The 22,650-nt window shown below is 59.3% G+C and carries 21 protein-coding genes; 12 read left to right on the plus strand and 9 right to left on the minus strand.

The window, feature by feature from the left end:
• Position 1: 1 nt before the first annotated feature.
• The 4 genes from CK486_RS10685 (at position 2) to CK486_RS10700 (ending at position 4,301) form a co-directional block, all read left to right on the plus strand.
• Positions 2 to 1,030 carry an outer membrane protein assembly factor BamD gene (locus tag CK486_RS10685; protein ID WP_095940277.1) on the plus strand — a complete coding sequence of 343 codons (1,029 nt, stop codon included), beginning with the start codon at positions 2 to 4 and terminating at the stop codon, positions 1,028 to 1,030.
• Positions 1,031 to 1,154: 124 nt separating this feature from the next.
• Positions 1,155 to 1,379 (plus strand): PP0621 family protein, encoded by a 225-nt coding sequence (locus CK486_RS10690; protein WP_095940278.1) that lies wholly within the window; start codon positions 1,155 to 1,157, stop codon positions 1,377 to 1,379.
• The gene (locus CK486_RS10695; protein ID WP_095940279.1) at positions 1,372 to 2,961 is read left to right on the plus strand and encodes a PAS domain-containing sensor histidine kinase; all 1,590 of its coding nucleotides are present in this window, start codon (positions 1,372 to 1,374) and stop codon (positions 2,959 to 2,961) included. The genes CK486_RS10690 and CK486_RS10695 overlap by 8 nt, the downstream gene beginning before the upstream one ends.
• Before the next feature lie 2 nt (positions 2,962 to 2,963).
• Positions 2,964 to 4,301, plus strand: coding sequence for a sigma-54 dependent transcriptional regulator (locus CK486_RS10700; RefSeq protein ID WP_095940280.1), 1,338 nt, complete (start codon positions 2,964 to 2,966; stop codon positions 4,299 to 4,301).
• 10 nt (positions 4,302 to 4,311) lie between these two features.
• On the opposite strand, the gene CK486_RS10705 is transcribed toward CK486_RS10700, so the two are convergent.
• On the minus strand, positions 4,312 to 5,415 hold the full coding sequence (locus CK486_RS10705) for an NAD(P)/FAD-dependent oxidoreductase (protein WP_371915496.1): 1,104 nt from the start codon (positions 5,413 to 5,415) through the stop codon (positions 4,312 to 4,314).
• A 92-nt stretch (positions 5,416 to 5,507) separates the two neighbouring features.
• Here CK486_RS10705 and CK486_RS10710 point away from each other — a divergent pair, with 92 nt between their 5' ends.
• The 7 genes from CK486_RS10710 to CK486_RS10740 all read left to right on the plus strand — a co-directional run bounded on the left by CK486_RS10710 (position 5,508) and on the right by CK486_RS10740 (position 12,744).
• Positions 5,508 to 6,020: a GspH/FimT family pseudopilin gene (locus tag CK486_RS10710; protein ID WP_095940282.1), complete on the plus strand. Its 513-nt coding sequence runs from the start codon at positions 5,508 to 5,510 to the stop codon at positions 6,018 to 6,020.
• A gap of 94 nt (positions 6,021 to 6,114) precedes the next feature.
• Positions 6,115 to 6,624, plus strand: coding sequence for a GspH/FimT family pseudopilin (locus tag CK486_RS10715; RefSeq protein WP_095940358.1), 510 nt, complete (start codon positions 6,115 to 6,117; stop codon positions 6,622 to 6,624).
• Between the two features lie 8 nt (positions 6,625 to 6,632).
• On the plus strand, positions 6,633 to 7,151 hold the full coding sequence (gene pilV, locus CK486_RS10720) for a type IV pilus modification protein PilV (protein WP_095940283.1): 519 nt from the start codon (positions 6,633 to 6,635) through the stop codon (positions 7,149 to 7,151).
• A gap of 8 nt (positions 7,152 to 7,159) precedes the next feature.
• The gene (locus CK486_RS10725) at positions 7,160 to 7,939 is read left to right on the plus strand and encodes a PilW family protein (RefSeq protein ID WP_095940284.1); all 780 of its coding nucleotides are present in this window, start codon (positions 7,160 to 7,162) and stop codon (positions 7,937 to 7,939) included.
• Positions 7,936 to 8,505 (plus strand): PilX N-terminal domain-containing pilus assembly protein, encoded by a 570-nt coding sequence (locus CK486_RS10730; RefSeq protein WP_256574404.1) that lies wholly within the window; start codon positions 7,936 to 7,938, stop codon positions 8,503 to 8,505. The genes CK486_RS10725 and CK486_RS10730 overlap by 4 nt, the downstream gene beginning before the upstream one ends.
• Before the next feature lie 2 nt (positions 8,506 to 8,507).
• On the plus strand, positions 8,508 to 12,311 hold the full coding sequence (locus tag CK486_RS10735; RefSeq protein WP_218192099.1) for a pilus assembly protein: 3,804 nt from the start codon (positions 8,508 to 8,510) through the stop codon (positions 12,309 to 12,311).
• Between the two features lie 19 nt (positions 12,312 to 12,330).
• Positions 12,331 to 12,744 carry a type IV pilin protein gene (locus CK486_RS10740; RefSeq protein ID WP_095940286.1) on the plus strand — a complete coding sequence of 138 codons (414 nt, stop codon included), beginning with the start codon at positions 12,331 to 12,333 and terminating at the stop codon, positions 12,742 to 12,744.
• A 177-nt stretch (positions 12,745 to 12,921) separates the two neighbouring features.
• Here CK486_RS10740 and ispH read toward each other — a convergent pair whose 3' ends face one another.
• From ispH to murJ, 6 genes are all read right to left on the minus strand, one after another.
• Positions 12,922 to 13,866: a 4-hydroxy-3-methylbut-2-enyl diphosphate reductase gene (gene ispH, locus CK486_RS10745; protein ID WP_095940287.1), complete on the minus strand. Its 945-nt coding sequence runs from the start codon at positions 13,864 to 13,866 to the stop codon at positions 12,922 to 12,924.
• A 68-nt stretch (positions 13,867 to 13,934) separates the two neighbouring features.
• The gene (gene fkpB / locus CK486_RS10750; protein ID WP_095940288.1) at positions 13,935 to 14,372 is read right to left on the minus strand and encodes an FKBP-type peptidyl-prolyl cis-trans isomerase; all 438 of its coding nucleotides are present in this window, start codon (positions 14,370 to 14,372) and stop codon (positions 13,935 to 13,937) included.
• Entirely contained in the window at positions 14,365 to 14,874 is a 510-nt protein-coding gene (gene lspA / locus CK486_RS10755) for a signal peptidase II (protein WP_095940289.1), read from the minus strand. The genes fkpB and lspA overlap by 8 nt, the downstream gene beginning before the upstream one ends.
• Positions 14,867 to 17,698, minus strand: a complete 2,832-nt coding sequence (gene ileS, locus CK486_RS10760; protein WP_095940290.1) for an isoleucine--tRNA ligase — start codon at positions 17,696 to 17,698, stop codon at positions 14,867 to 14,869. The genes lspA and ileS overlap by 8 nt, the downstream gene beginning before the upstream one ends.
• Before the next feature lie 18 nt (positions 17,699 to 17,716).
• Complete coding sequence (ribF, locus tag CK486_RS10765; protein WP_095940291.1) at positions 17,717 to 18,652, minus strand: bifunctional riboflavin kinase/FAD synthetase; 936 nt, start codon at positions 18,650 to 18,652, stop codon at positions 17,717 to 17,719.
• A 69-nt stretch (positions 18,653 to 18,721) separates the two neighbouring features.
• Positions 18,722 to 20,266, minus strand: coding sequence for a murein biosynthesis integral membrane protein MurJ (murJ, locus tag CK486_RS10770; protein ID WP_095940292.1), 1,545 nt, complete (start codon positions 20,264 to 20,266; stop codon positions 18,722 to 18,724).
• 209 nt (positions 20,267 to 20,475) lie between these two features.
• Here murJ and rpsT point away from each other — a divergent pair, with 209 nt between their 5' ends.
• Positions 20,476 to 20,748: a 30S ribosomal protein S20 gene (gene rpsT / locus CK486_RS10775; protein ID WP_095940293.1), complete on the plus strand. Its 273-nt coding sequence runs from the start codon at positions 20,476 to 20,478 to the stop codon at positions 20,746 to 20,748.
• A gap of 67 nt (positions 20,749 to 20,815) precedes the next feature.
• Here the strand turns inward: rpsT and CK486_RS10780 are convergent, their stop codons facing one another.
• Both CK486_RS10780 and proB read right to left on the minus strand, forming a co-directional pair.
• On the minus strand, positions 20,816 to 21,226 hold the full coding sequence (locus tag CK486_RS10780; RefSeq protein WP_095940360.1) for a CreA family protein: 411 nt from the start codon (positions 21,224 to 21,226) through the stop codon (positions 20,816 to 20,818).
• A gap of 297 nt (positions 21,227 to 21,523) precedes the next feature.
• The gene (gene proB / locus CK486_RS10785) at positions 21,524 to 22,642 is read right to left on the minus strand and encodes a glutamate 5-kinase (RefSeq protein ID WP_095940294.1); all 1,119 of its coding nucleotides are present in this window, start codon (positions 22,640 to 22,642) and stop codon (positions 21,524 to 21,526) included.
• Positions 22,643 to 22,650: the final 8 nt, after the last annotated feature.

Here is a 22,650-nt window from a genome sequence, read left to right on the forward strand (position 1 = left end):
TATGTCAGTGAAACACCTGCTGCTGATCGCCTTCATGGCACTTACCGCTGCCTGTTCGTCGAACGAGGTGGTCGACGAGAACCTCAGTGAGTCGCAGCTCTATCAGCAGGCCCAGGAAGATCTGGACAATAAGACCTATTCCAGCGCCATTGCCAAGCTCAAGGCGCTGGAATCGCGTTATCCGTTCGGCCGTTATGCCGAACAGGCGCAGCTGGAACTGATCTACGCCTACTACAAGAACATCGAGCCGGAAGCCGCCAAATCGGCAGCCGAGCGCTTCATCCGCCTGCACCCGCAGCACGCCAACGTCGACTACGCCTACTACCTCAAGGGTCTGGCCTCTTTCGATCAGGACCGCGGCCTGCTGGCGCGCTTCCTGCCGCTGGACATGACCAAGCGTGACCCGGGTGCCGCCCGCGACTCGTTCAACGAGTTCGCCCAACTGACCAGCCGCTACCCCAACAGCCGCTACGCCCCGGACGCCAAGGCGCGCATGGTCTACCTGCGCAATCTGCTGGCCGCCTATGAAGTGCACGCCGGCAACTACTACCTCAAGCGTCAGGCCTATGTCGCCGCCGCCAACCGCGGCCGCTACGTGGTGGAAAACTTCCAGGAAACCCCTGCCGTTGGCGATGGCCTGGCGATCATGACCGAAGCCTACCAGCGCCTGCATCTCGACGACCTGGCAGCCACCAGCCTGGAAGCCCTGAAGCAGAACTATCCGGACCACCCGAGCCTGGTCGATGGCGCATTTGTGCCGCGCGAAGAAGAAGCCGACAACCGCTCCTGGCTGGCCACCGCGACGCTCGGCCTGATCGACACGGATGCACCGCTGCCGCCGGGCCAGACCCGCGCCAGCCAGGATGTGATCAAGCAGTATGAAGATGCTGTCGAAGCCATTCCCGAGGAGCTGCAGCCGGAAAACCAGGATGAAAGCGACGAAGCCAAAGAAGATCTGGGCGCCGAAGCCGAAGGCAACAACGATGATCGTTCCTGGTTCAGCTACATGACCTTCGGTCTGTTCGACTGATAGACGAGTGACGCACAAAAAGGAGGCCAAGGCCTCCTTTTTTGTTGCCTTCACGCCCGACCTCTGGGCTCCCCCCAAGCGCTTCGCTACACTGCCGCTTCGACTCCGATCATGACGAACTGCCATGCTGCGACTGCTCTTCTGGATAGCCCTGATTGCAACGGCCTACTGGCTGTGGCGCCGTTTCCAGCAGCCCTCCCCGCGAAAGGAAACAGCTGCCGAACCTGAAGCCACTCCAACGGTGCGCTGCGCTCATTGTGACGCACATCTGCCCAAGGACCGTGCTCTGAGCACAGGCGAGCAGTGGTTCTGCAGCCTGGAGCACCAACGCCTGGGCAAGCATGACTGAGCTCAGCAGCATTGAGAGCAGCCAGAGCCTGCGCATCCTCAGGCTCTACCATGCCTATCGCATCATTGTTGGCCTGGTCCTCGCCGTACTGGTTTCCCTCAGCCTGCACGATCAGTTGCTCGACCTGGCCAACTCCTCACTGTTCGAGATTGGCTGCTGGGTCTACCTGATCTTCAATGCCGTCGCCGCCCTGCTGGTACGACAGCCAGATCGCCTGGCGCAAACCTTCGCCCTGGCCCTGAGCGACATCGCCCTGCTGGCGACGCTGTTCTATTCAGCGGGCGGAGCACCCAGCGGCATCGGCAACCTGCTGATCGTCGCGGTAGCGATTGCCAATTTCATGCTACGCGGCCGTATCGGCCTGGTGCTTGCCGCCTTTGCCGCTTCGGCACTGATCTACCTGACGTTTTACCTTAGCCTCAGCCGCCCCGCGGCCGCTGGACAGTTCGTTCAGGTCGGCGCCCTGGGCGCCCTGTGCTTTGCCGCAGCCCTGTTTGTCCAAGGGCTGAGCAAGAAGCTGCGCCAGAGCGAGCAACTGGCCGCCGAACGGGCTGCCGAGGTTGCCAACCTGGAGGCCATCAACGCGCAGATTCTTGAACGTATGCGCACCGGCATCCTGGTCATGGACGCCAACCACTTGGTTCTGCAAGCCAACCAGAGCGCACTCAGCCTGCTCGGCAAACCGCAGTTGATTGGCCGGCGCCTTGACCTGCTGACTCCCGAACTGGTGCAGCGCCTGCAACACTGGCAAGGCAACCCGACGCTACGCCCCGACAGCCTGCAGGCCGTCACGGATGGCCCGGTACTGCAGCCGAGCTTCGTCAACCTGCATGACGGCGGCCAGAACAACACTCTTATCTTTCTCGAAGACATTTCCCCTATCGCGCAGCAGGCCCAGCAGCTCAAGCTGGCCTCACTCGGGCGCCTGACAGCCGGCATCGCCCACGAGATCCGCAACCCTCTCGGCGCCATCAGCCACGCCGCACAACTGCTGCAGGAGTCCGATGAGCTACCGGAGGCCGACAAGCGCCTGGCACAGATCATCCAGGATCAGTCGCGACGAATGAACCTGATCATCGAGAACATTCTGCAACTGTCACGCCGCCGCCAGGCCGAACCCCAGCTGCTTGACCTCAAGTACTGGCTGCACCGCTTCGCCAGCGAGTTCCGCCAGTCCGCCAGGGCCAATCAGCAACTGCACATTCAAGCCGAAGGCGGCAGCCTGCAGACCCGCATGGACCCGCATCAACTGACCCAAGTGCTCAGCAACCTGGTGCAGAACGGTCTGCGCTACAGTGCGCAGAAAAACCGTAATGGTCAGGTATGGATGAAACTGTTCCGCGACACGGAAAGCGACCTGCCGGTACTCGAGGTGCTTGACGACGGCCCGGGCGTCCCTCCGGAGCAGGAACAGCATATCTTCGAGCCGTTCTATACCACCGAGAACAAAGGCACCGGCCTGGGCCTGTATATTTCCCGTGAACTGTGCGAAAGCAACCAGGCACGCCTCGACTACAAACCTCGCGAAGGTGGCGGCAGCTGCTTCCGCATCACCTTCGCCCACCCGCGCAGACTGAGCTGAACATGAGTCGCCAGAGAGCCCTGATCGTCGACGACGAGCCCGATATTCGCGAACTGCTGGAAATTACCCTCGGGCGCATGAAGCTCGACACCCGCAGCGCCCGCAATCTCAAGGAAGCCGCCGAATGGCTGGCCCGCGAGCCGTTCGATCTGTGCCTGACCGACATGCGCCTGCCCGACGGCACCGGCCTGGAGCTGGTGCAGTTCATCCAGCAGCGCCACCCCCAGTTGCCGGTCGCCATGATCACCGCTTACGGCAGCCTTGACACCGCCGTCAACGCCCTCAAGGCCGGAGCCTTCGACTTCCTGACCAAGCCGGTCGACCTCACCCGCCTACGCGAACTGGTCGGCACAGCTCTGCGCCTGGGCAATCCGAGCAGCGAAGACGCACCGGTAGACCACCGTCTGCTCGGCGACGCTCCGCCCATGCGCACCCTGCGCAACCAAATCGCCAAGCTGGCCCGCAGCCAGGCACCGGTGTACATCTCCGGCGAGTCGGGTAGCGGCAAGGAGCTGGTGGCCCGCCTGATCCACGAACAGGGCCCGCGCAGCGAGCACCCCTTCGTTCCTGTCAACTGCGGCGCCATTCCTTCCGAGCTGATGGAAAGCGAATTCTTCGGCCACAAGAAAGGCAGCTTCACCGGCGCCGTCGAGGACAAGCAGGGCCTGTTCCAGGCTGCCAATGGCGGCACTCTATTCCTCGACGAAGTCGCCGACCTGCCACTGCCGATGCAGGTCAAGCTGCTACGGGCCATTCAGGAAAAGGCCGTGCGCGCCGTTGGCGGTCAGCAGGAGGTGGTGGTTGATGTGCGCATCCTCAGCGCCACCCACAAGGACCTGGCCGCAGAGGTCGCCGCCGGACGCTTCCGTCAGGACCTCTACTACCGCCTGAACGTCATCGAACTCAGCGTACCGCCACTCCGCGAACGCCGCGAAGACATCCCGCTGCTGACAGAAGTCACCCTCAAGCGACTGGCCGACGCCTGCGGACTCAGCCCCGCCCGACTGACCCCCGAAGCCCTGGAAAAGCTCAAGAGCTATCGCTTTCCCGGCAACGTGCGCGAGCTGGAAAACATGCTCGAGCGTGCCTACACCCTGTGCGAAAACGACCTGATCCAGCCGCATGACCTGCGCCTGAGTGAGGCCAGCTGCAGCGCCGCCTCCGGCGAGGCCTCGCTGGCACAGATCGACAACCTAGAAGACTACCTCGAAGAAGTCGAGCGCAAGCTGATCATGCAGGCCCTGGAAGAAACGCGCTGGAACCGCACCGCCGCAGCCGAGCGCCTCGGCCTGACCTTCCGCTCAATGCGCTACCGCCTGAAGAAACTGGGCATCGACTGATCGCTGCCCGTCACAAAGCCCTGAGTCGCCCCGCCGGCGAGTAAGGCGCCGAATCAACGATCGGCGTCTCGCCCAGCATGAGATTCTTCAACAGCTCACAGGATGCCGGCGCCAGCACCAGACCATTGCGGTAGTGCCCGCAGTTGAGCCACAGCCCGGGCAACTCAGGCACCTCACCGATAAAGGGAATCCCATCCGGCGAGCCAGGCCGCAACCCAGCCCAATGGCCGACCACCTCGCGCTGCGCCAAGCCCGGCAGCATTCTCTCGGCAGACGCCTTGAGGCTAGCCAGCGCGTCCCCGGTCGGCGTTTTATCAAACCCGACATGCTCCAGCGTGCTGCCCACCAGCACGTGGCCATCGCGCCGAGGAATGGCATAACGCCCCTCGGCTAGCACCATGGCAGGAAGGTAATCCGGCTCGCACTTGTACAGGATCATCTGCCCCTTGACCGGTTCGACGGGCAGATACAGACCGAGCTTTGCCAGCAGCTCGCCACTCCAGGCGCCGGCGGTTAGGACAACTTTATCAGCCAGCAAAGGTCCTGCTTGAGTCTCAACTCCACGGATGCCGGAACAACCCAGCAAAAACCTGTTTACCGAAGTGTTTTCCTGCACAACCAAACTTGGTTGCTTCAGGACTGCCAGCTTCAGGGCCTTTAGCAACCTAGGATTTCGCACATTGGCTAACGCAGGGCAGTACAGCGCCTGGAGGTAATCATGGGCCAAGGCAGGCAGTCTATTTCTAAGCTCGCCACCGGCAAAGAGTTCCAGCTCCACTCCCTGCTCGCAGGCCCAACCTTTGAGTTCCGCCTCATCGGGCAAATCCAACCAGTACAGACCGCTGACAAAAACCTCAGCGTCAACGGCAGTCAACCTCAGCAACTGCTCAGCCAGGCGCGGGTAATAGTGCTGCCCCCAGCTTGCAAGAGCCGATATAGCTGGAGGGTAACGCCACGGATACAGCGGCGAAACGATCCCACCACCAGCCCAAGAGGACTCCCGTCCGAGCGCCTGACGCTCCAACAGACAAACCCGCCGCCCTGCCCTAGCCAACCCCAATGCGGTAAGCAAACCATTGACTCCACCACCCACCACCAACACATCCCAAGACATCTGCTCACTCATCCGCAAAACAATTGACAGATTTACACCGCCAGCTACACCAAGAGCAGCCAGGACGGCCACTTCAAAAGGGATTATTTACCATGAGAAAACTACGAAACTCCGCCGCTTTCAGCCTTAACGAACTACTCATCGCCCTGAGTCTTATCAGCTTGCTTGGCATGTGGGCAGCGCCCAATTTCGCTGCATTTCTACAAGCACAACGCAGCCTGGCTCTCACTCAACTGATTGCCGGACACCTAACACAGGCTCGAATGCACAGCGCTCTGCATCAGAGGGACGTGGAAATCTGCGGTTCATCCGACGGAGTTAACTGTGACAACCAATGGCACAGCGGCTGGGTGCTACGTTATCCGGGAGCCACCCTACCCTTTCTTGCTGAACGCCTGCCAGCGAAAACCAACCTCTTGTGGCAAGGCGCCACCCAACGCATTCGCTTTCACCCGGATGGCACTACCCCCTTGGGTAACGGGCGCTTTCTGATCTGTTCCAACAATGATGAGGTACTACATCAGTTAGTCATCAATCGCCAGGGACGCGCACGCATTGTCAACGGAATGGAGCCCACCCAAACGGCCGATATTCGCTGCCGCTGACCGGTTATCCTGCATTCCCATCCAATTATCCACCCCGTCACGACAACGCGAGGATATCTGGGCATGATGCAACTAAGAAAAGTGAGGTTTCACCATGCACGAAGCAAACCACCAGCGAGGACTGACCCTCGTCGAGCTAATGATTGCACTGGCAGTACTCGGCATCTTTGTCACCGTGGCCATTCCGAGTTTCAGCTCATTCATGCAGAGCAACAAACTTCAAGGCGCCAGCAACGAATTGGCCGGCCTGCTGCAGTTCGCGCGCAGCCTGGCAGCAGAGAAAAGCTCCTCCGTCGTTGTCTGCGAGAGCTCTGGCACATGGACAGTTCGCAGCAAAAGCACAAGCAGCGATGTCTGTGCCGGCACAGAACTTCGCAACTTCGTGATACCAACCGACCTGACCCTGAGAAGCAGCAGTAGCGCCCTGCCTATCACCTTCACTTCGACAGGCACTGCGGGCAGCATCAGAACTTTGATCATCTGCAAAGGCAGCGATGCTGCCAACGGTTACAAATTGACCGTTGAAGCCAGCGGAAACATCCGCCTGCTGGCCAAAGGTAAAACAGATGTAGCAGGCAACGCCCTAGCTTCCTGCACACCATGAGGTTGACCATGAACAAAGCCAACGGATTCAGCATGATCGAGATCCTGGTAACCCTGCTACTCATTACTGTCGGGATACTCGGCATGGTTGCCCTTCAGGGCAAAACTCTCAGCTATACGCAGGACAGCGTTCAGCGCAATACGGCAGCAGCTCTGGCCAATGACCTGATGGAGTTGATCCGCGCCAATCCGGCAGGCCTGCCTGCTAGTTCAGGCTTCTACAAAGCCAGCGGCACGGCATTCCCGGGACTGCCAAGTGGCGGCTGCGCCAGCACCAGCACTACCACCAGCGAACAATTGGCATGCTGGGCGGATCGCGCCAGCCGCCTGTTGCCGGGAGCCAGCGGCTTGCTCACCAGTGATTTCTACATTTGCCGTACTGCGACACCCGGCACCTGTGCCAACAACGGCTCGGCGATAGAAATTCAGGTGGCCTGGACCACCAAGGCCGGTGAGTGCCTTGAAAGCACCGACAACAGCAGCAACGCCAACACCAAATGCACCTACCGACTGCGCTCGGAAATCTGAGGCCTGCCATGCTCCCAAACAGACAACGCGGACTGTCTCTGGTCGAACTAATGATTGCCCTGCTGCTGAGCACCTTTCTGATCCTTGGCGTGACTCAGATTTACATCGACAACAAGCGGTCCTACGCATTTCAGCAAAATCTCAGCGGCAATCAGGAAAGCGCACGTTACGCACAGATATTCCTTCAACAAACCATCGCCAAGGCTGGCTACAAACGGCGCCCAGATGAATCCAGTGACGACGTATTCAAGGCCGTAACTGCAGGCGGCTGCACATTCACAACAGCAGGGCAGAGCGTGCTTTTTGTCTCGACCAGCGAGATCTGCATCCGCTACCAGCCCCGCGACCATACCGAGCGCAACTGCCAAGGCAATGTGATCGACAACACTCTGACAACCCCCTACACCAAAACCAACACAGTGCAGGTGGAACGATTGCAGTTCAACAGCACTAACCAGACCCTGACCTGCAATGCCGCAGAGGTTGTCAACAACCTGACAGATCTGCGCTTTGAACTGGGCGTGGGCAGTGCAGGCAACCCGCAAACCATCACCAGCTTCGTCAAGGCCAGCACCACCGCCCCGGTTTTGGCCGTGCGCTACACCACCCTTTTCCGCAGCACGGCCGGAACTCAGCGCGACGCTACCAGTGCCGACACGGCGCTGGCCAACTGGATTGCCCTGACCGGTGCCACAACAGCACAAGTAACCGCAATGAAAACAGCTGACAAGGGCAACCTGTATCAGGTAGCGCAAAACACCGTGATGCTGAGGAACCTCATGCCATGAAAAAAACAACTATGCGCACACAACAACATGGCGCAGCGCTATTCATCGCCCTGATTATGCTTCTGGTGGTGACACTGCTAGCCCTGTCCAGCACACGCGAGGCCACGCTGGAAACACGCCTGGTGAGCGCCTACACCCTGCAACAGAATGTCAGCGCCAGTGCCGAAATGGGCCTGCGTGATGGTGAGAGCTCAGTGACCAAGCCAATCACTCCACTGACCGCCACAACCGACTGCACAGGCGGCACGAACCCGCCCCCCTGCCTGCTTAATCTGACTGGCGGCGCGTACAGCTACGCGATGCTGTTTGGCACCGCAAACAAATCCCGCCCCTACAAACCGGCCAATGGCACAGTCGCCAACCCCGGCACCACGATAAGCTGGTACGCCATGCCTGCCCCATCCGGCAGCGAGGATGGCGAATCGGAAAACCCGGAATACGGCAGCATGCTGGTGGGCACCGGCGTATTCCGTTACGAGCTCAACAGCCAAGCCACGCATACGGACACCGGTGCAAAGCTGCTGATGCGCTCCACTACGGCCAAACTTTTTGACGCAGGACTGTAACCATGAACGGCATGCTCTTTACTTGCAAAACCGCCCTGAGCCTGACCATCAGCACAACATTGCTGGCCGTATCCATGCAGTCAGCTCAGGCGACCCTGCTGACTCCGTCGCAGACCCCCCTGATTCTCTCCGAAAGCGTGGCACCAAACCTGATATTAACCCTCGACAATTCAGGGAGCATGTTTTACGCACGCGTCCCGGATGACCCTGAAGGTATTAGCGAAAGCGACGCAAATAGAACGGCCCTGCGCTCCTCACGCAGAGTTAAATCTTCGTATTACAACCCCATGTATTACAATCCGAACGTTACCTATACCTTGCCGGTAAAGTTCAATACCGACGGCAGTCGCGCAGCAAGTAACTCTCAGTACACGAGCACTTTTACGAATGCGCCAAATAATGGTTTTCTAGCAAACACCACTACCGGCTTTGTAAACCTCAGCAACGACTATAAGGTTTCCTGGTCATATAACACTGCCGCCGGCCGCGGATCAAATTACGGCGAAAGCTTTACCTCAAGCCGACTTGCTGAAAACCCGGACTCCGACTTTTATCTTAACACCACTAAAAACATAAGCTTGAGCAATGGAGGCTCACGGGATTTCACTGAAGGAAACTTCACATTCACAGTAACCCGCATCAACAGCTCTACATGTACGGCGACTATCTCAGCCCCCAGCTACATGCCAGCTCCGACCTGTAGCAAAGACGGCAGCAACTACACAGTAACAAGCGACGCCCGCCAAGCCGGCGTCCCAGCCTACTACTATGTTTTTGACACTACACTTAACAACTGCCCAACAAATACATCACAGCAAAAGAACAATGACAACTGCTACAGATTGCAATTAGTAAGCAGCTCTGAGCAGACCAATTTTGCTCGCTGGTATTCCTTTTACCGTTCACGCAATCTGGCAACGCTAACCGCTGCCAACATCTCCTTCATCGGGCTTCCCAGCAGCATTCGTTTAACTTGGCAAACACTAAGAAACTCCTGCTCATCATTTGATGGTTCAGATAGCGAATGCAACAGCAATCAGCTTCGTAAATTCTCGCAGACCCACAGAGGAAACTACTTTAACTGGCTGCCCACAATCACCTTCGACTCCGGCGGAACATTCCTGCACGCAGCGATGAAACGCGCAGGCGACTACATCTCCACCAGCAACGACCCATGGGCATATGACCCAAACAAAAGCGGCGGCACGGTACAAACGCCCGAGTACTCTTGCCGCGCCAACTATCACATCCTGATGACGGATGGTATTTGGAACAACGCTGCAAGTGCCCCTTCATCCTTCAGACCAGATCAGACATCTGTAACACTTCCAGATAACACAACATATACCCCGTTAGCCCCCTATAACGACGCTACAAACAACACTGTTGCAGACTTGGCTTTTCACTACTGGGCAACAGATGCGCGTACTGGCCTAGCTAACGACCTGAAGCCGATTATTCAGGCGCCTAATGCTACAGCCAGCACTCAATACTGGGATCCTCGCAATGACCCAGCCACCTGGCAACACCTGACAACTTTTGCGGTTGGACTCGGGCTAAACGCCAGTCTTAACAACGCCAGTATCCCGTGGACTGGAGAGACCCACGGCGGTAGCGGCTATTCAGCTCTTATGTCAGGCACAGCATGGCCTGCAGCAGGCGACGGCAGCGACAACAATGTCTATGACTTGTGGCATGCGGCCCTGAACAGCCGCGGGGAGTTTTTTAGTGCAGACACTCCTGACGCCATTGTGACAGCCTTCCAAGACATCATCAGCCGCATCAGCAACCGTACCACTTCGGCCGGCGCGCCAGGCGTGACCGCATCCATCGTTCAGGATGCCCTCAACCGCGAAGTGTACGAAACCAAATTCAACAGCGAGGACTGGTCAGGCGATCTGACCAAATTCAACATCAGCGAAGCAGGTGTGCGCACAGCAAGGTGGAGCGCTCAGACACAAGTGGATGCGCAAACGCCAAGCAGTCGAAATATCAAGTTCTACAGCGCTACAGCTACCAATAACCTGCAGGACTTTAGCTGGGATAACCTCTCCAGCGCTGAGCAAGCAATGCTCAACCGCAACTTCGACTCAAGCACCTCGCCTGCCGACACTCGTGGCAGCGAGCGGGTTGCGTACATTCGCGGCGATCAAAGCCAAGAAGGCTCTGCCAGCGGTGCCTTCCGTATCCGCAGCAGTGTACTCGGAGACATTGTCAACTCATCCCCAGTAATTGTGGCCGCCCCCAAATACATCAGCTATCTGGCTGACAAGATTGATGGCAGCGCAGGCGACTATGAGGCGTTCAAAACCGCCAATGCCAGCCGCACGCCGATGGTCTATGTAGGTTCTAACGATGGCATGCTACACGGCTTTAATGTCAACACCGGCCAGGAGGCATTCGCATTCGTACCGAGGGCAGTAATGCCCAACCTGTACAAATTGACTTCTCAACGATACACAGGTGGTCAGCACAACTTCTTCGTCGACGGTACCCCCACTGTGGCCGACGTGTATTACGACGATGCCTGGCACACGGTTCTGGTCGGCACACTGCGGGCGGGCGGACGCTCGATCTTTGCACTGGATATCACTAACCCAAGCAGTATCAAGCTGCTTTGGGAAAAGAGCTCGAGCGATGCAGGCTTTGCCAACCTTGGCTACACCTTCGCACAGCCGGTCATAGCCCGCCTGCATACCGGCAAGTGGGCAGTGGTCACCGGAAATGGCTATGGCAATCAGGATGGTGCAACCGCCGATGTTGCTTCGCTGATGGTGCTGGACATAGAGACCGGCGCGATGGAGAAAGAAATGGTCGTCACTGGTGATAGCACTGTGGCAAATGGCCTTTCCTCGCCACGCTTGGCCGACAACAACAGTGACGGCATTGCAGATTATGCATATGCCGGCGACCTTCAGGGCAACTTGTGGCGCTTTGATCTGGTACCAACCCTGAGCACAGCAATCAATGGTGATCCCTTCAACAAAACTCTGATTGGCAACATCAACGCAAGCAGCTTCGCAGTCGCCTACGGTGGCCGGCCGCTGTACACAGCACTCGACGATCGCACTTCCGGCGCGACTAGCCAGGCCATCACAGCACCGCCGTCCCTGGTACGCCACCCCAGCGGCACGGGCTACATTGTGGCATTCGGCACCGGCAAGTATTTCGAAAGTACCGACGCCAATGTGGACAGCACCCGCGCCATGACCCTGTATGGCATCTGGGATGAAAAAACCCGCAGACAGCCTACATCTGCTCCAAGCTCAGCGCTGAACCGCAGTAATCTTCAACAACAAACCATCACTTCGCAGCCTAGCAACCCCTTCAGCAGCAACAATGCCGTACAGGGCATTCGAATTGTCAGCGACAACGCGGTGGACTGGACAACCAAGAAGGGGTGGTACCTGGATCTCAAGGTTGGTAGCACACGAGCCGGCGAAATGATGATCAACCCCATGGCGGCCCGTGGCAAAACACTACTACTGAGCACCCTTACACCCAACTCCAACCCCTGCCAGGAAGGCGTGGAGTCTTGGCTTTACGGACTGGATGCAACAACTGGCGGGCGCACCCGTTACAACGTATTCGATCTGAATAATGACAAGACAATCAGCAACCAAGACATGGCCTCGGTTGGCGGCACCAATACAGTGGTATCCAGCTATAAAAAACCCGGCTCCGGCGGCTTTACTACCAATACCGGCGATATTTTCACCGCGCCAAGCCAGGGCGGTGGTGTCAAGTACAGCGGAGGCCCGGGAAGCTCCGGTCGTCAAAGCTGGCGAGTTATTCCCGAAGATTAACCACCAGAAGAGGTTGAGGATGCACAGCAGCCCGTTTAAACGCCATATGGCGGGCTTTACCCTGATAGAACTGATGATAGTCGTGGCCATCATCGGAATTATTTCGGCTATCGCCTATCCGAGCTACCAAGAATACGTGTTGCGCGGTAATCGCAGCGAAGGACAGGCCTTCCTGAACGATGCCGCCGCACGCCAGGAGCGCTATTACGCCCAAAACAACACCTATGCCGACACAGCTGCGAAACTTGGTTATGCGAATAACAACTCCAGTAGCAGCAAGTACACACTGGCAATAAGTAACGTTTCAGCAACCACCTATACCCTGACCGCCACTCCAGCCCAAACCGACAGTAAGTGTGGCAACCTGACACTAAATCAAGCAGGCACTAAAGGAGAATCTGGCAGCGGAACACTGGCCGATTGCTGGAAGTGATGTAGTATCGTTTTGCATTAACAGCACAGAGGTTAATGGTGTCTACTCAATATTTGGTGGACACCATTATTTGGGCCAGAATGGCTTGGCAGTTAACGCTAGGTCCTTTTCTCTCCGTGCGACCCTTTCAGCAATGCCTTTTAAGCAACTGCTTAAGTATTGATACGCAGTAGAGCCCTAAAGCATCTGCACCCGCAGCTCCTTCGGCATCGAGAACGTCACATTCTCCGGCCGCCCTTCCAGCTCAATCGCCACATCCCCGCCCCACTCACGCAGACGGTTAATGACACCCTGAACCAGCACTTCCGGGGCCGAGGCGCCTGCCGTGATGCCGATCCGCGCCTTACCCTCGAACCACTCCTGATGTAGATCCTCTGCACCGTCGATCAGATAGGCCGGGGTATTCAGGCGCTCGGCCAGTTCGCGAAGGCGGTTGGAGTTGGAGCTGTTCGGGCTGCCCACCACCAGCACCACATCGCACTCGGCGGCCAGTTGTTTGACCGCATCCTGGCGGTTCTGCGTGGCGTAGCAAATGTCATCCTTGCGCGGACCGCCGATGCTCGGGAATTTGGCGCGCAGGGCATCAATGACCTTGCTGGTATCGTCCATGGACAGGGTTGTCTGGGTGACGAAGGCCAGCTCCTGAGGATTACGCACCACCAGATTGGCGACGTCCTCCTCGTCCTCGACCAAGTAGATATCGCCACCATTGCTCCGGTCATACTGGCCCATGGTGCCTTCTACTTCCGGGTGCCCCTCATGGCCGATCAGTATGCATTCGCGGCCGTCACGACTGTAACGGGCCACCTCCATATGCACCTTGGTCACCAGCGGGCAGGTGGCATCGAACACCTTTAGCCCACGCCGCTCGGCTTCCTGACGTACCGCCTGGGAAACGCCATGGGCACTGAAGATAACGATAACGTTGTCCGGCACCTGATCCAGCTCTTCGACGAACACGGCGCCGCGGGCGCGCAGGTCTTCGACCACGAACTTGTTGTGCACCACTTCGTGACGCACATAGATCGGCGGCCCGAATACTTCCAGGGCACGGTTGACGATCTCGATAGCCCGGTCGACGCCGGCGCAGAAACCACGGGGGTTGGCGAGTTTGATGTGCATGGAAGTCTCGGACAGGCGCAAACAGGAGGAAATTAGAGTGCCCCCGACAGGCGCCGGGGGCAACAGACTCAGGCGGCTTTGACGTCGATGATTTCGACGTCAAAGGTCAGGTCCTTGCCCGCCAGCGGGTGATTGAAGTCGATGGTCACCTGATTGGCGTCAAACGCCTTGACCACGCCCGGCAGCTCGGCACTGGCCGCGTCATTGAAGATGATCAGCAGACCTTCGGACAGCTCCATGTCGGCAAACTGAGCGCGCGGCATGACCTGAATATTCTGCGGATTGCCCTGACCGAAGCCCTGTTCGGGCCCAATCGGCAGGCTGCGCTTGTCACCGGCCTTGAGCCCGTAGAGCGCCTGTTCAAAGCCCGGCAGCAGGCTGCCATCGCCAACCGTGAAGGTCGCCGGTTGCTTGTCGAAGGTGCTGTCGACCACATCACCGTTATCCAGCTTGATGGCGAAATGCAGGGTTACCTGCGTGGCCGCACCAATACGTTGCTCAGTCATGCGCCGGCTCTCCGGATTTCTGCGGTTTGAACATATCCAGCGCCAGCAGAATCGCACCCAGGGTGATTGCACTATCCGCCAGGTTGAACGCCGGGAAATACCAGCGGTTCTGCCAGTGCACCAGAATAAAGTCGATAACGTGGCCATACACCACGCGGTCAAACAGGTTGCCGATGGCACCACCCAGCACCAGCGCCAAAGCCAGTGCCAGCCAGGTTTCGTTGGCTTTCAGGCGCTTCAGCCACACCACCAGTACGACACTCACCACCACAGCAACAGCGGCAAAGAACCAGCGCTGCCAGCCACTCTCGCTAGCGAGGAAGCTGAACGCCGCCCCCTTGTTGTAGGCCAGGGTCCAGCTGAAGTAGTCAGGGATGATCACAATCTGCTGGTACAGACTCAGGCTGTTCTCGAAGAACAGCTTGCTCGCCTGATCCAGCACGAACACCAGGAGACTGAGCCACAACCACTTCAGCCGGCCGAAACGGGCGGTATCAGGCATGCTGACGCACCTCGCCGGCACCATCGATATTCTCGATGCAGCGGCCACAAAGTTCCGGGTGAGCCGCATGCGCGCCCACATCGGCACGGTGATGCCAGCAGCGACCGCACTTGGCATGTGCGGACTTGACGATCTTCAGCTTCAGGCCGGCATTGTCGGTGGCCACCGCATCGGCATCGGCCGCGCTCAGCGGAGCGACCTGGGCGGCGGAAGTAATCAGCACGAAGCGCAACTCATCCCCCAGCTTGGTCAGTTTGGCTGACAGCTCATCATCCACGAACAGGGTCACTTCGGCCTGCAGGTTGCCGCCAATAGCCTTGGCCGCGCGCAGATTCTCCAGCTCCTTGTTCACCGCCGCCTTGACCACCATCACGTCGTCCCAGAAGGCGCGATCCAGCTCGCAGTCGGCCGGCAGCTCGCTGAGCCCGGCATACCAGGTATTGAGCATCACCGATTCGTTGCGCTCGCCCGGCAGGAACTGCCAGATTTCTTCAGCAGTGAACGCCAGGATCGGCGCAACCCAGCGCACCAGCGCCTCGGCAATGTGGTACAGCGCGGTCTGACAGGAGCGACGCGCCACGCTGTTGGCCGCCGTGGTGTACTGGCGGTCCTTGATGATGTCGAGGTAGAAACCGCCAAGTTCCTGTACGCAGAAGTTGTGCACCTTGGAGTACACATTCCAGAAGCGGTAGCTGCTGTAGGCCTCTTCGATCTCGCGCTGCAGCAGCAGGGCGCGATCCACTGCCCAGCGGTCCAGAGCCAGCATCTGCTCATCGGCCAGCAGGTCGGTCGCCGGATTGAAGCCATTGAGGTTGGCCAGCAGGAAGCGTGCGGTATTGCGGATACGCCGGTAGGCGTCGGCGCTGCGCTCCAGAATCTGTTTGGAAACGGCCATCTCGCCGGAATAGTCGGTGGCCGAAACCCACAGACGCAGAATATCGGCGCCCAGGCTGTCGTTCACTTCCTGCGGAGCGATCACGTTGCCCAGCGACTTGGACATCTTGCGACCGCTTTCGTCGACGACAAAACCGTGGGTCAGCAGCGCCTTGTACGGGGCATGACCATCAATCGCCGCACCGGTCAGCAGGGAGGAATGGAACCAGCCACGGTGCTGGTCGGAGCCTTCCAGATAAAGGTCCGCGCGCGGGCCTTGCTCATGCCCCATCGGGTGCGAGCCACGCATCACATGCCAGTGCGTAGTACCGGAGTCGAACCAGACATCCAAGGTGTCGCTGATCTTGTCATAGTCGGCTGCTTCAGCGCCGAGCAGCTCGACTGCATCGAGCTTGAACCAGGCCTCGATGCCCTGCTCTTCCACGCGCAGAGCGACCTGCTCCATCAGCTCGACGGTGCGCGGGTGCAGCTCGCCACTCTGCTTGTGCAGGAAGAACGGAATCGGCACACCCCAGGTGCGCTGACGGGAGATGCACCAGTCCGGACGACCGGCGATCATGCCGTGCAGACGCGCCTGCCCCCAGGCGGGAACGAACTCGGTCTGCTCGATGGCGGCCAGCGAACGCTCGCGCAGGCTCGCTCCGGACTCTGGCTGCTTGTCCATGCCGACGAACCACTGCGCGGTGGCGCGGTAGATCAGCGGCGTCTTGTGGCGCCAGCAGTGCATGTAGCTGTGCTGGATGCCTTCGTGCTTGAGCAGCGCGCCGACTTCACGCAGCTTCTCGACGATCTGCGGATTGGCCTTCCAGATGAACTGACCGCCGAAGAACGGCAGATCCGGCACATACACGCCATTGCTCTGCACCGGGCTGAGGATGTCGTCGTTGCTCATGCCGTAGTGCTTGCAGGAACGGAAGTCATCCTCACCATAGGCCGGTGCCGAGTGAACGATACCGGTACCCGCGCCCAACTCGACGTACTCAGCCAGATAGACCGGCGAGAAGCGCTCATAGAACGGATGGCAGAAGCGGATCAGCTCCAGCGCGCGGCCTTCGGCGCGGGCGACGATCTCGCCGCTCAGGCCATAGCGCTGCAGGCAGCTCTCGACCAGCTCCTCGGCCAGCACCAGCAGGCGCTCACCGGTGTCGACCAGGGCATAGGTGAACTCGGGATGAACGTTCAGCGCCTGGTTGGCCGGAATGGTCCAGGGCGTGGTGGTCCAGATGACAATGGCGGCCGGCTTGCTCAGCGCGCTCATGCCGAAGGCAGCGGCCAGCTTGTCGGCGTCTTCGACGGTGAAGGCGACATCAATGGCATCGGACTTCTTGTCCTGATACTCCACCTCGGCCTCGGCCAGCGCCGAGCCACAGTCGAAGCACCAGTTCACCGGCTTAAGGCCCTTGAACACGAAGCCCTGCTTGACCATCTCGGCCAGCGCACGGATTTCACCGGCCTCGTTGGCAAAGTCCATGGTCTTGTAGGGGTTGCTCCAGTCGCCCAGCACACCCAGACGCATGAAGTCGGCTTTCTGTCCTTCAACCTGCTCGGCGGCATAGGCGCGGCACAGTTCGCGGGTCTTGTCGGCCGGTAGATGCTTGCCATGGGTCACTTCGACCTTGTGCTCGATCGGCAGACCGTGACAGTCCCAGCCCGGCACATAGGGCGCATCGAAGCCGGACAGGGTCTTGGAGCGGATGATGATGTCCTTGATGATCTTGTTGACCGCATGACCGATGTGGATGTTGCCATTGGCATAGGGCGGGCCGTCATGCAGGACGAACTTCGGGCGACCCTCGCCAATCTGCCGCAGCTTCTGGTACAGGCCCAGGCCGTCCCAGCGCTTGAGGGCTTCCGGCTCGCGCTGTGGCAGGCCGGCCTTCATCGGGAACGCCGTTTCCGGCAGGTTCAGGGTCGCTTTGTAATCGGTCATCTTAGGTCCGGCTCATGATCAGGAATTGGCGCGCTGCCAATAGGCGCGGGCACTGGCGATATCGGCATCAATCGCCGCTTTGAGAGCCTCCAGCGAGGCAAAGCGCTGCTCATCCCGCAGCTTCTGGTGGAAGACCACCGTCAACCGGCGACCATAGAGGTCACCGGCAAAATCCAGCAAATGCACTTCCAGGTGCGCGCGGCCGTCGCCGGCTACGGTCGGACGCATGCCGATATTGGCCACGCCCGGCTGCACACGCCCATCCAGCTCGACGCTGACCAGATAGACCCCGTTGAGCGGAGCACGGCGGCGCTTGAGCTGCACATTGGCAGTCGGGGTACCGAGCTGACGGCCCAGCTTCTGGCCATGCAGAACCCGTCCGCTGATGCTGAACGGCCGCCCCAGCAACTGCTCAGCCAGGGCAAAGTCAGCCACCTGCGCGGCATTACGCACCCGCGTGCTACTGACCCGTTCACCATCCAGCTCGATGGTGATGGCATCCTCGACACTGAAGCCGAATTGCCGCCCGGCCTGCTCCAGAAAGGAGAAATCACCGGCGCGGTCACAGCCAAAACGGAAGTCATCGCCGACTTCCAGATGCTGCACACCCAACCCCTCGACCAGCACGGTACGCACAAAGTCGGCAGCCGAGAGCTCACGCAGGCGACGATTGAAGGCCAGACACAGCACCCGGTCGACACCGGCAGCGGCCAGCAGCTCAAGCTTGTCGCGCAAGCGAGAAAGGCGCACCGGCGCATTGTCAGGGGCAAAGAATTCGCGCGGCTGCGGTTCGAAAATCACCACACAACTGGGCAGCTGCAGCTCGGCAGCGCGCTCGCGCAGACGCTGCAAAATAGCCTGATGCCCACGGTGCACCCCATCGAAATTACCGATGGTGGCCACACAGCCGCGGAGCGCGGGCTTCAGATTGTGCAAACCTCTGACCAGCTGCATATCAGGCTACTTGCTTAAAAAGTGGTCGATTATACCCACAGCCACGCGCCGACAACAGGCGCGCAGCCATTAGGACACTGCGCGCCGGGCAAAGTCGCGGGGACGAAAACCCAGAGCGAACAGCACAGCGAAATAACTGCCGGCGCCGGCAACCACCAGAACGCCCAACCAGAGCATGCGCTGCGGCATGCCACCCAACTCCCAAGCCGGTACATAACGCATGCCCAGCAACAGCACACCGACCATCACCGCCAGCGCCAGCAACAGCTTGAAAAAGAATACGGGCCAGCCAGCCTGCGCCTGGTACAGCTGCTGACGGCGCAACTGCCAGAAGAGCAGCGCGGCATTCAGGCAGGCCGCCAGACTGATCGACAGCGCCAGACCGGCATGGGCCAGCGGAATCACGAAGAGAAACAGCAGATTCATCAGCTGCGTCGCCACCAGACTGAAAATGGCGATACGCACCGGCGTCTTGATGTTCTGCCGGGCATAGAAGCCAGGCGCCAGCACCTTGACCAGAATGATCCCGACCAGACCGACGGCATAGGCCACCAGCGCCCTGCAGGTCATGTCGGCATCCAGCGCAGTGAAGGCGCCGTACTGGAACAGGGTCACCACCAGCGGCTTGGCCAGCACGATCAGCGCCAGAGAGGCCGGAAGCGCCAACAACAGACAGAGCCGCAGCCCCCAGTCGAGCAGCTGCGAATAGCTGGTGCGGTCATCCAGAGCATGGGTACGCGCCAGCGATGGCAGCAGAATGGTGCCCAGCGCCACGCCCAGCACACCGGCCGGCAACTCCATCAGGCGATCGGCGTAATACATCCAGGACACCGAACCGGCCACCAGAAAGGAGGCAAAGATGGTGTTGAGGATCAGCGAGATCTGGCTGACCGACACCCCGAGAATCGCCGGCCCCATCTGCTTCATGACCCGCCACACGCCCGTATCTCGAAGATTCAGGCGCGGCAGAACCAGCATGCCGATCCTCTTCAATGCAGGCAGCTGGAAAACGAACTGCAGCAGGCCACCCACCAGCACCGCCCAGCCCAGCGCCATTACAGGCGGATCGAAGTACGGCACCAGAAACAGAGCAAAAACGATCATGCTGATATTCAGCAACGTCGGCACAAAGGCCGGCACCGAGAAGCGGTTCCAGGTGTTGAGAATGGCCCCTGCCAGTGAAGCCAGGGAAATCAGCAGGATATAAGGAAAGGTCACCCGCAACAGATCGGTGGTCAGGGCGAACTTCTCGGGATCGGCGACAAAACCCGGTGCCGTCGCCCAGATGATGGCCGGCGCTGCCAGAATGCCGAGCAAGGTCACCAGAGCCAGTACCAGCGTCAGCAGGCCCGAAATATAGGCAATGAAGGTGCGCGTCGCCTCCTCGCCCTGCTGCGCCTTGTATTCCGCCAGAATCGGCACAAAAGCCTGCGAAAATGCCCCTTCGGCGAAAATCCGCCGCAGCAGGTTGGGCAGCTTGAACGCCACGAAAAAGGCGTCAGTCGCCATGCCGGCACCGAAGGCGCGCGCCACAATGGTGTCGCGCACAAAGCCCAGCACCCGCGACAGAAGAGTCATTGAGCTGACAGCCGCCAGCGATTTCAGCAGATTCATTGAGCCTGACCGGATAGAATGCGCCACCGCGGTGATCGTTCATCTGCCCACAGGCAGCGCACCGCTTGCAAAGACAGCGAGTTTAGCCGGGCAGCCGCTGGTCAGGCCAGCAAACGCCGCTGCTAATTCGCTTGACACTACCCAACCGCAAGGGAATAATTCGCGACCTTAATTTGTTCGCTATTCCCAAGATTTTGAGGAGCTCGACGGTGGCCAACTCACCTTCCGCCAAAAAACGCGCCAAACAGGCTGAGAAGCGTCGCAGCCACAACGCCAGCCTGCGCTCCATGGTGCGCACCTACATCAAGAACGTTGTCAAAGCGATCGACGCTAAAGACCTGGAAAAAGCTCAGAGCGCTTACACTCTGGCTGTTCCGGTTATCGACCGCATGGCTGATAAAGGCATCATCGACAAGAACAAGGCAGCTCGTCACAAGAGCCGTCTGAACGCTCACATCAAGGCAATGGCTACCGCCGCCTGATGCGATGATGCAGAAAAACCGGCTCTTGAGCCGGTTTTTTTGTGCCTGTAGAAAACCTCAGCCGCACTCAGTGCACCCAAGGCAGAATCGGAATCGCGGTTACCGCATTCTGCGGACTTCCCTCGATCACCCGGTCGCTGTAGACCAGATAGATCAGCGTATTGCGCTTCTGATCGAAGAACCGCACTACCTGCATGGTCTTGAACACCAGCGAAGTGCGCTCCTTAAACACTTCCTCGCCATCCTTGAGCTGACCGACGAAACGCACCGGCCCGACCTGACGACAGGCAATCGACGCCTCGGCACGATCCTCGGCCAACCCCAAACCACCTTTGACCCCACCCGTCTTGGCACGCGACAGATAACAGGTCACCCCCTCAACCTTGGGATCGTCAAATGCCTCAACCACGATCTTGTCGTTTGGCCCAACCCATTTGAATACGGTCGAAACTTCGCCAATCACCTCGGCAGAGGCCATCACAGGCAAAAGACTGAGCGCCAGAACGGCGCAACGAACACTGAACACAGGCTTCTCCTTGCAGAATCATTCCGCACAGAGAGTCACCCAGTCAGACAGAGAAGGCAATGGCGCGACCGCAGAACGCCACCGCACCCAGCCAAGAATCAGGCGCTAGCAGGCTGTTGAAAAATGTTGGCGAGGCCGCCAGCGCAAGGCAAAAACAGGCGAAAAAGCGCAGTTTACGAGCGGTAAATGAGCATTTTGAGCCTGTTTTTAACGCCGCGATGGCAACGCAGGTAGTTTTTCAACAACTTGCTAGACCAGCACCAGATTGTCGCGGTGCACCAGCTCAGGCTCATCGATATAGCCCAGCACCGCCTCGATACGGTCGGTCGGCAGACCGACGATCTTTTGTGCCTCGGCAGCCGAATAGTTGGCCAGCCCGCGCGCGACTTCCTGACCATCCGGACCGACGCAGGCGACCATCTCGCCGCGGCGGAAGCTGCCCTCGACCGCACGCACACCAACCGGCAGCAGACTCTTGCCATCCACGGTCAGGGCCTTCACCGCTCCTGCATCCAGAGTCAGAGTGCCACGCATCTGCAGATGCCCGGCCAGCCACTGCTTGCGCGCCGCCAGCAGACCACGCTCAGGCGACAGCAGCGTACCCAGACGCTCACCCGCCTTGAGCCGATCCAGCACTCGCTCGATACGCCCACCCACGACCATGGTGTAAGCACCGGAGCGCGCCGCCAGACGTGCAGCCCGCAGCTTGGTCTGCATACCCCCACGACCCAGCGCACCACCAGTACCGCCGGCAACCGCATCCAGCGCAGGATCATCGGCGCGCGCCTCGAAAATCAGCTGCGCATCAGGGTTGTTGCGCGGATCCGCATCAAACATGCCGTCGCGATCCGTGAGAATCACCAGCAGGTCAGCCTCAACCAGGTTGGCCACCAGAGCCGCCAAGGTATCGTTGTCACCGAAACGGATTTCATCGGTCGCAACCGTGTCGTTCTCGTTGATCACCGGGATGGCACCGAGTTCGACCAGGGTACGCAGGGTGGTACGGGCATTCAGGTAGCGCTTGCGGTCGGAGAGGTCCTCATGGGTCAACAGGACCTGCGCAGTGTGCAGACCATGCTCACCAAAGCTCGACTCCCAGGCCTGCACCAGCCCCATCTGTCCCACAGCCGCAGCCGCCTGCAGCTCATGAATAGCACTCGGCCGAGTGGCCCAGCCCAGACGACTCATGCCCGCCGCCACCGCACCGGAAGACACCAGCACCAGCTCGACGCCAGCACGGCGAAGGGCCACCATCTGCTCGACCCATACCGCCATGGCACCACGATCCAGCCCGCGACCATCGGCGGTCAGCAGCGCACTACCAATCTTCACCACCCAGCGCTGCGCGCCAGTTACCTTATCCCGCATGCTCTTCA

This window comes from Pseudomonas sp. HAR-UPW-AIA-41 (assembly GCF_002304225.1).
Classification (GTDB): domain Bacteria; phylum Pseudomonadota; class Gammaproteobacteria; order Pseudomonadales; family Pseudomonadaceae; genus Aquipseudomonas.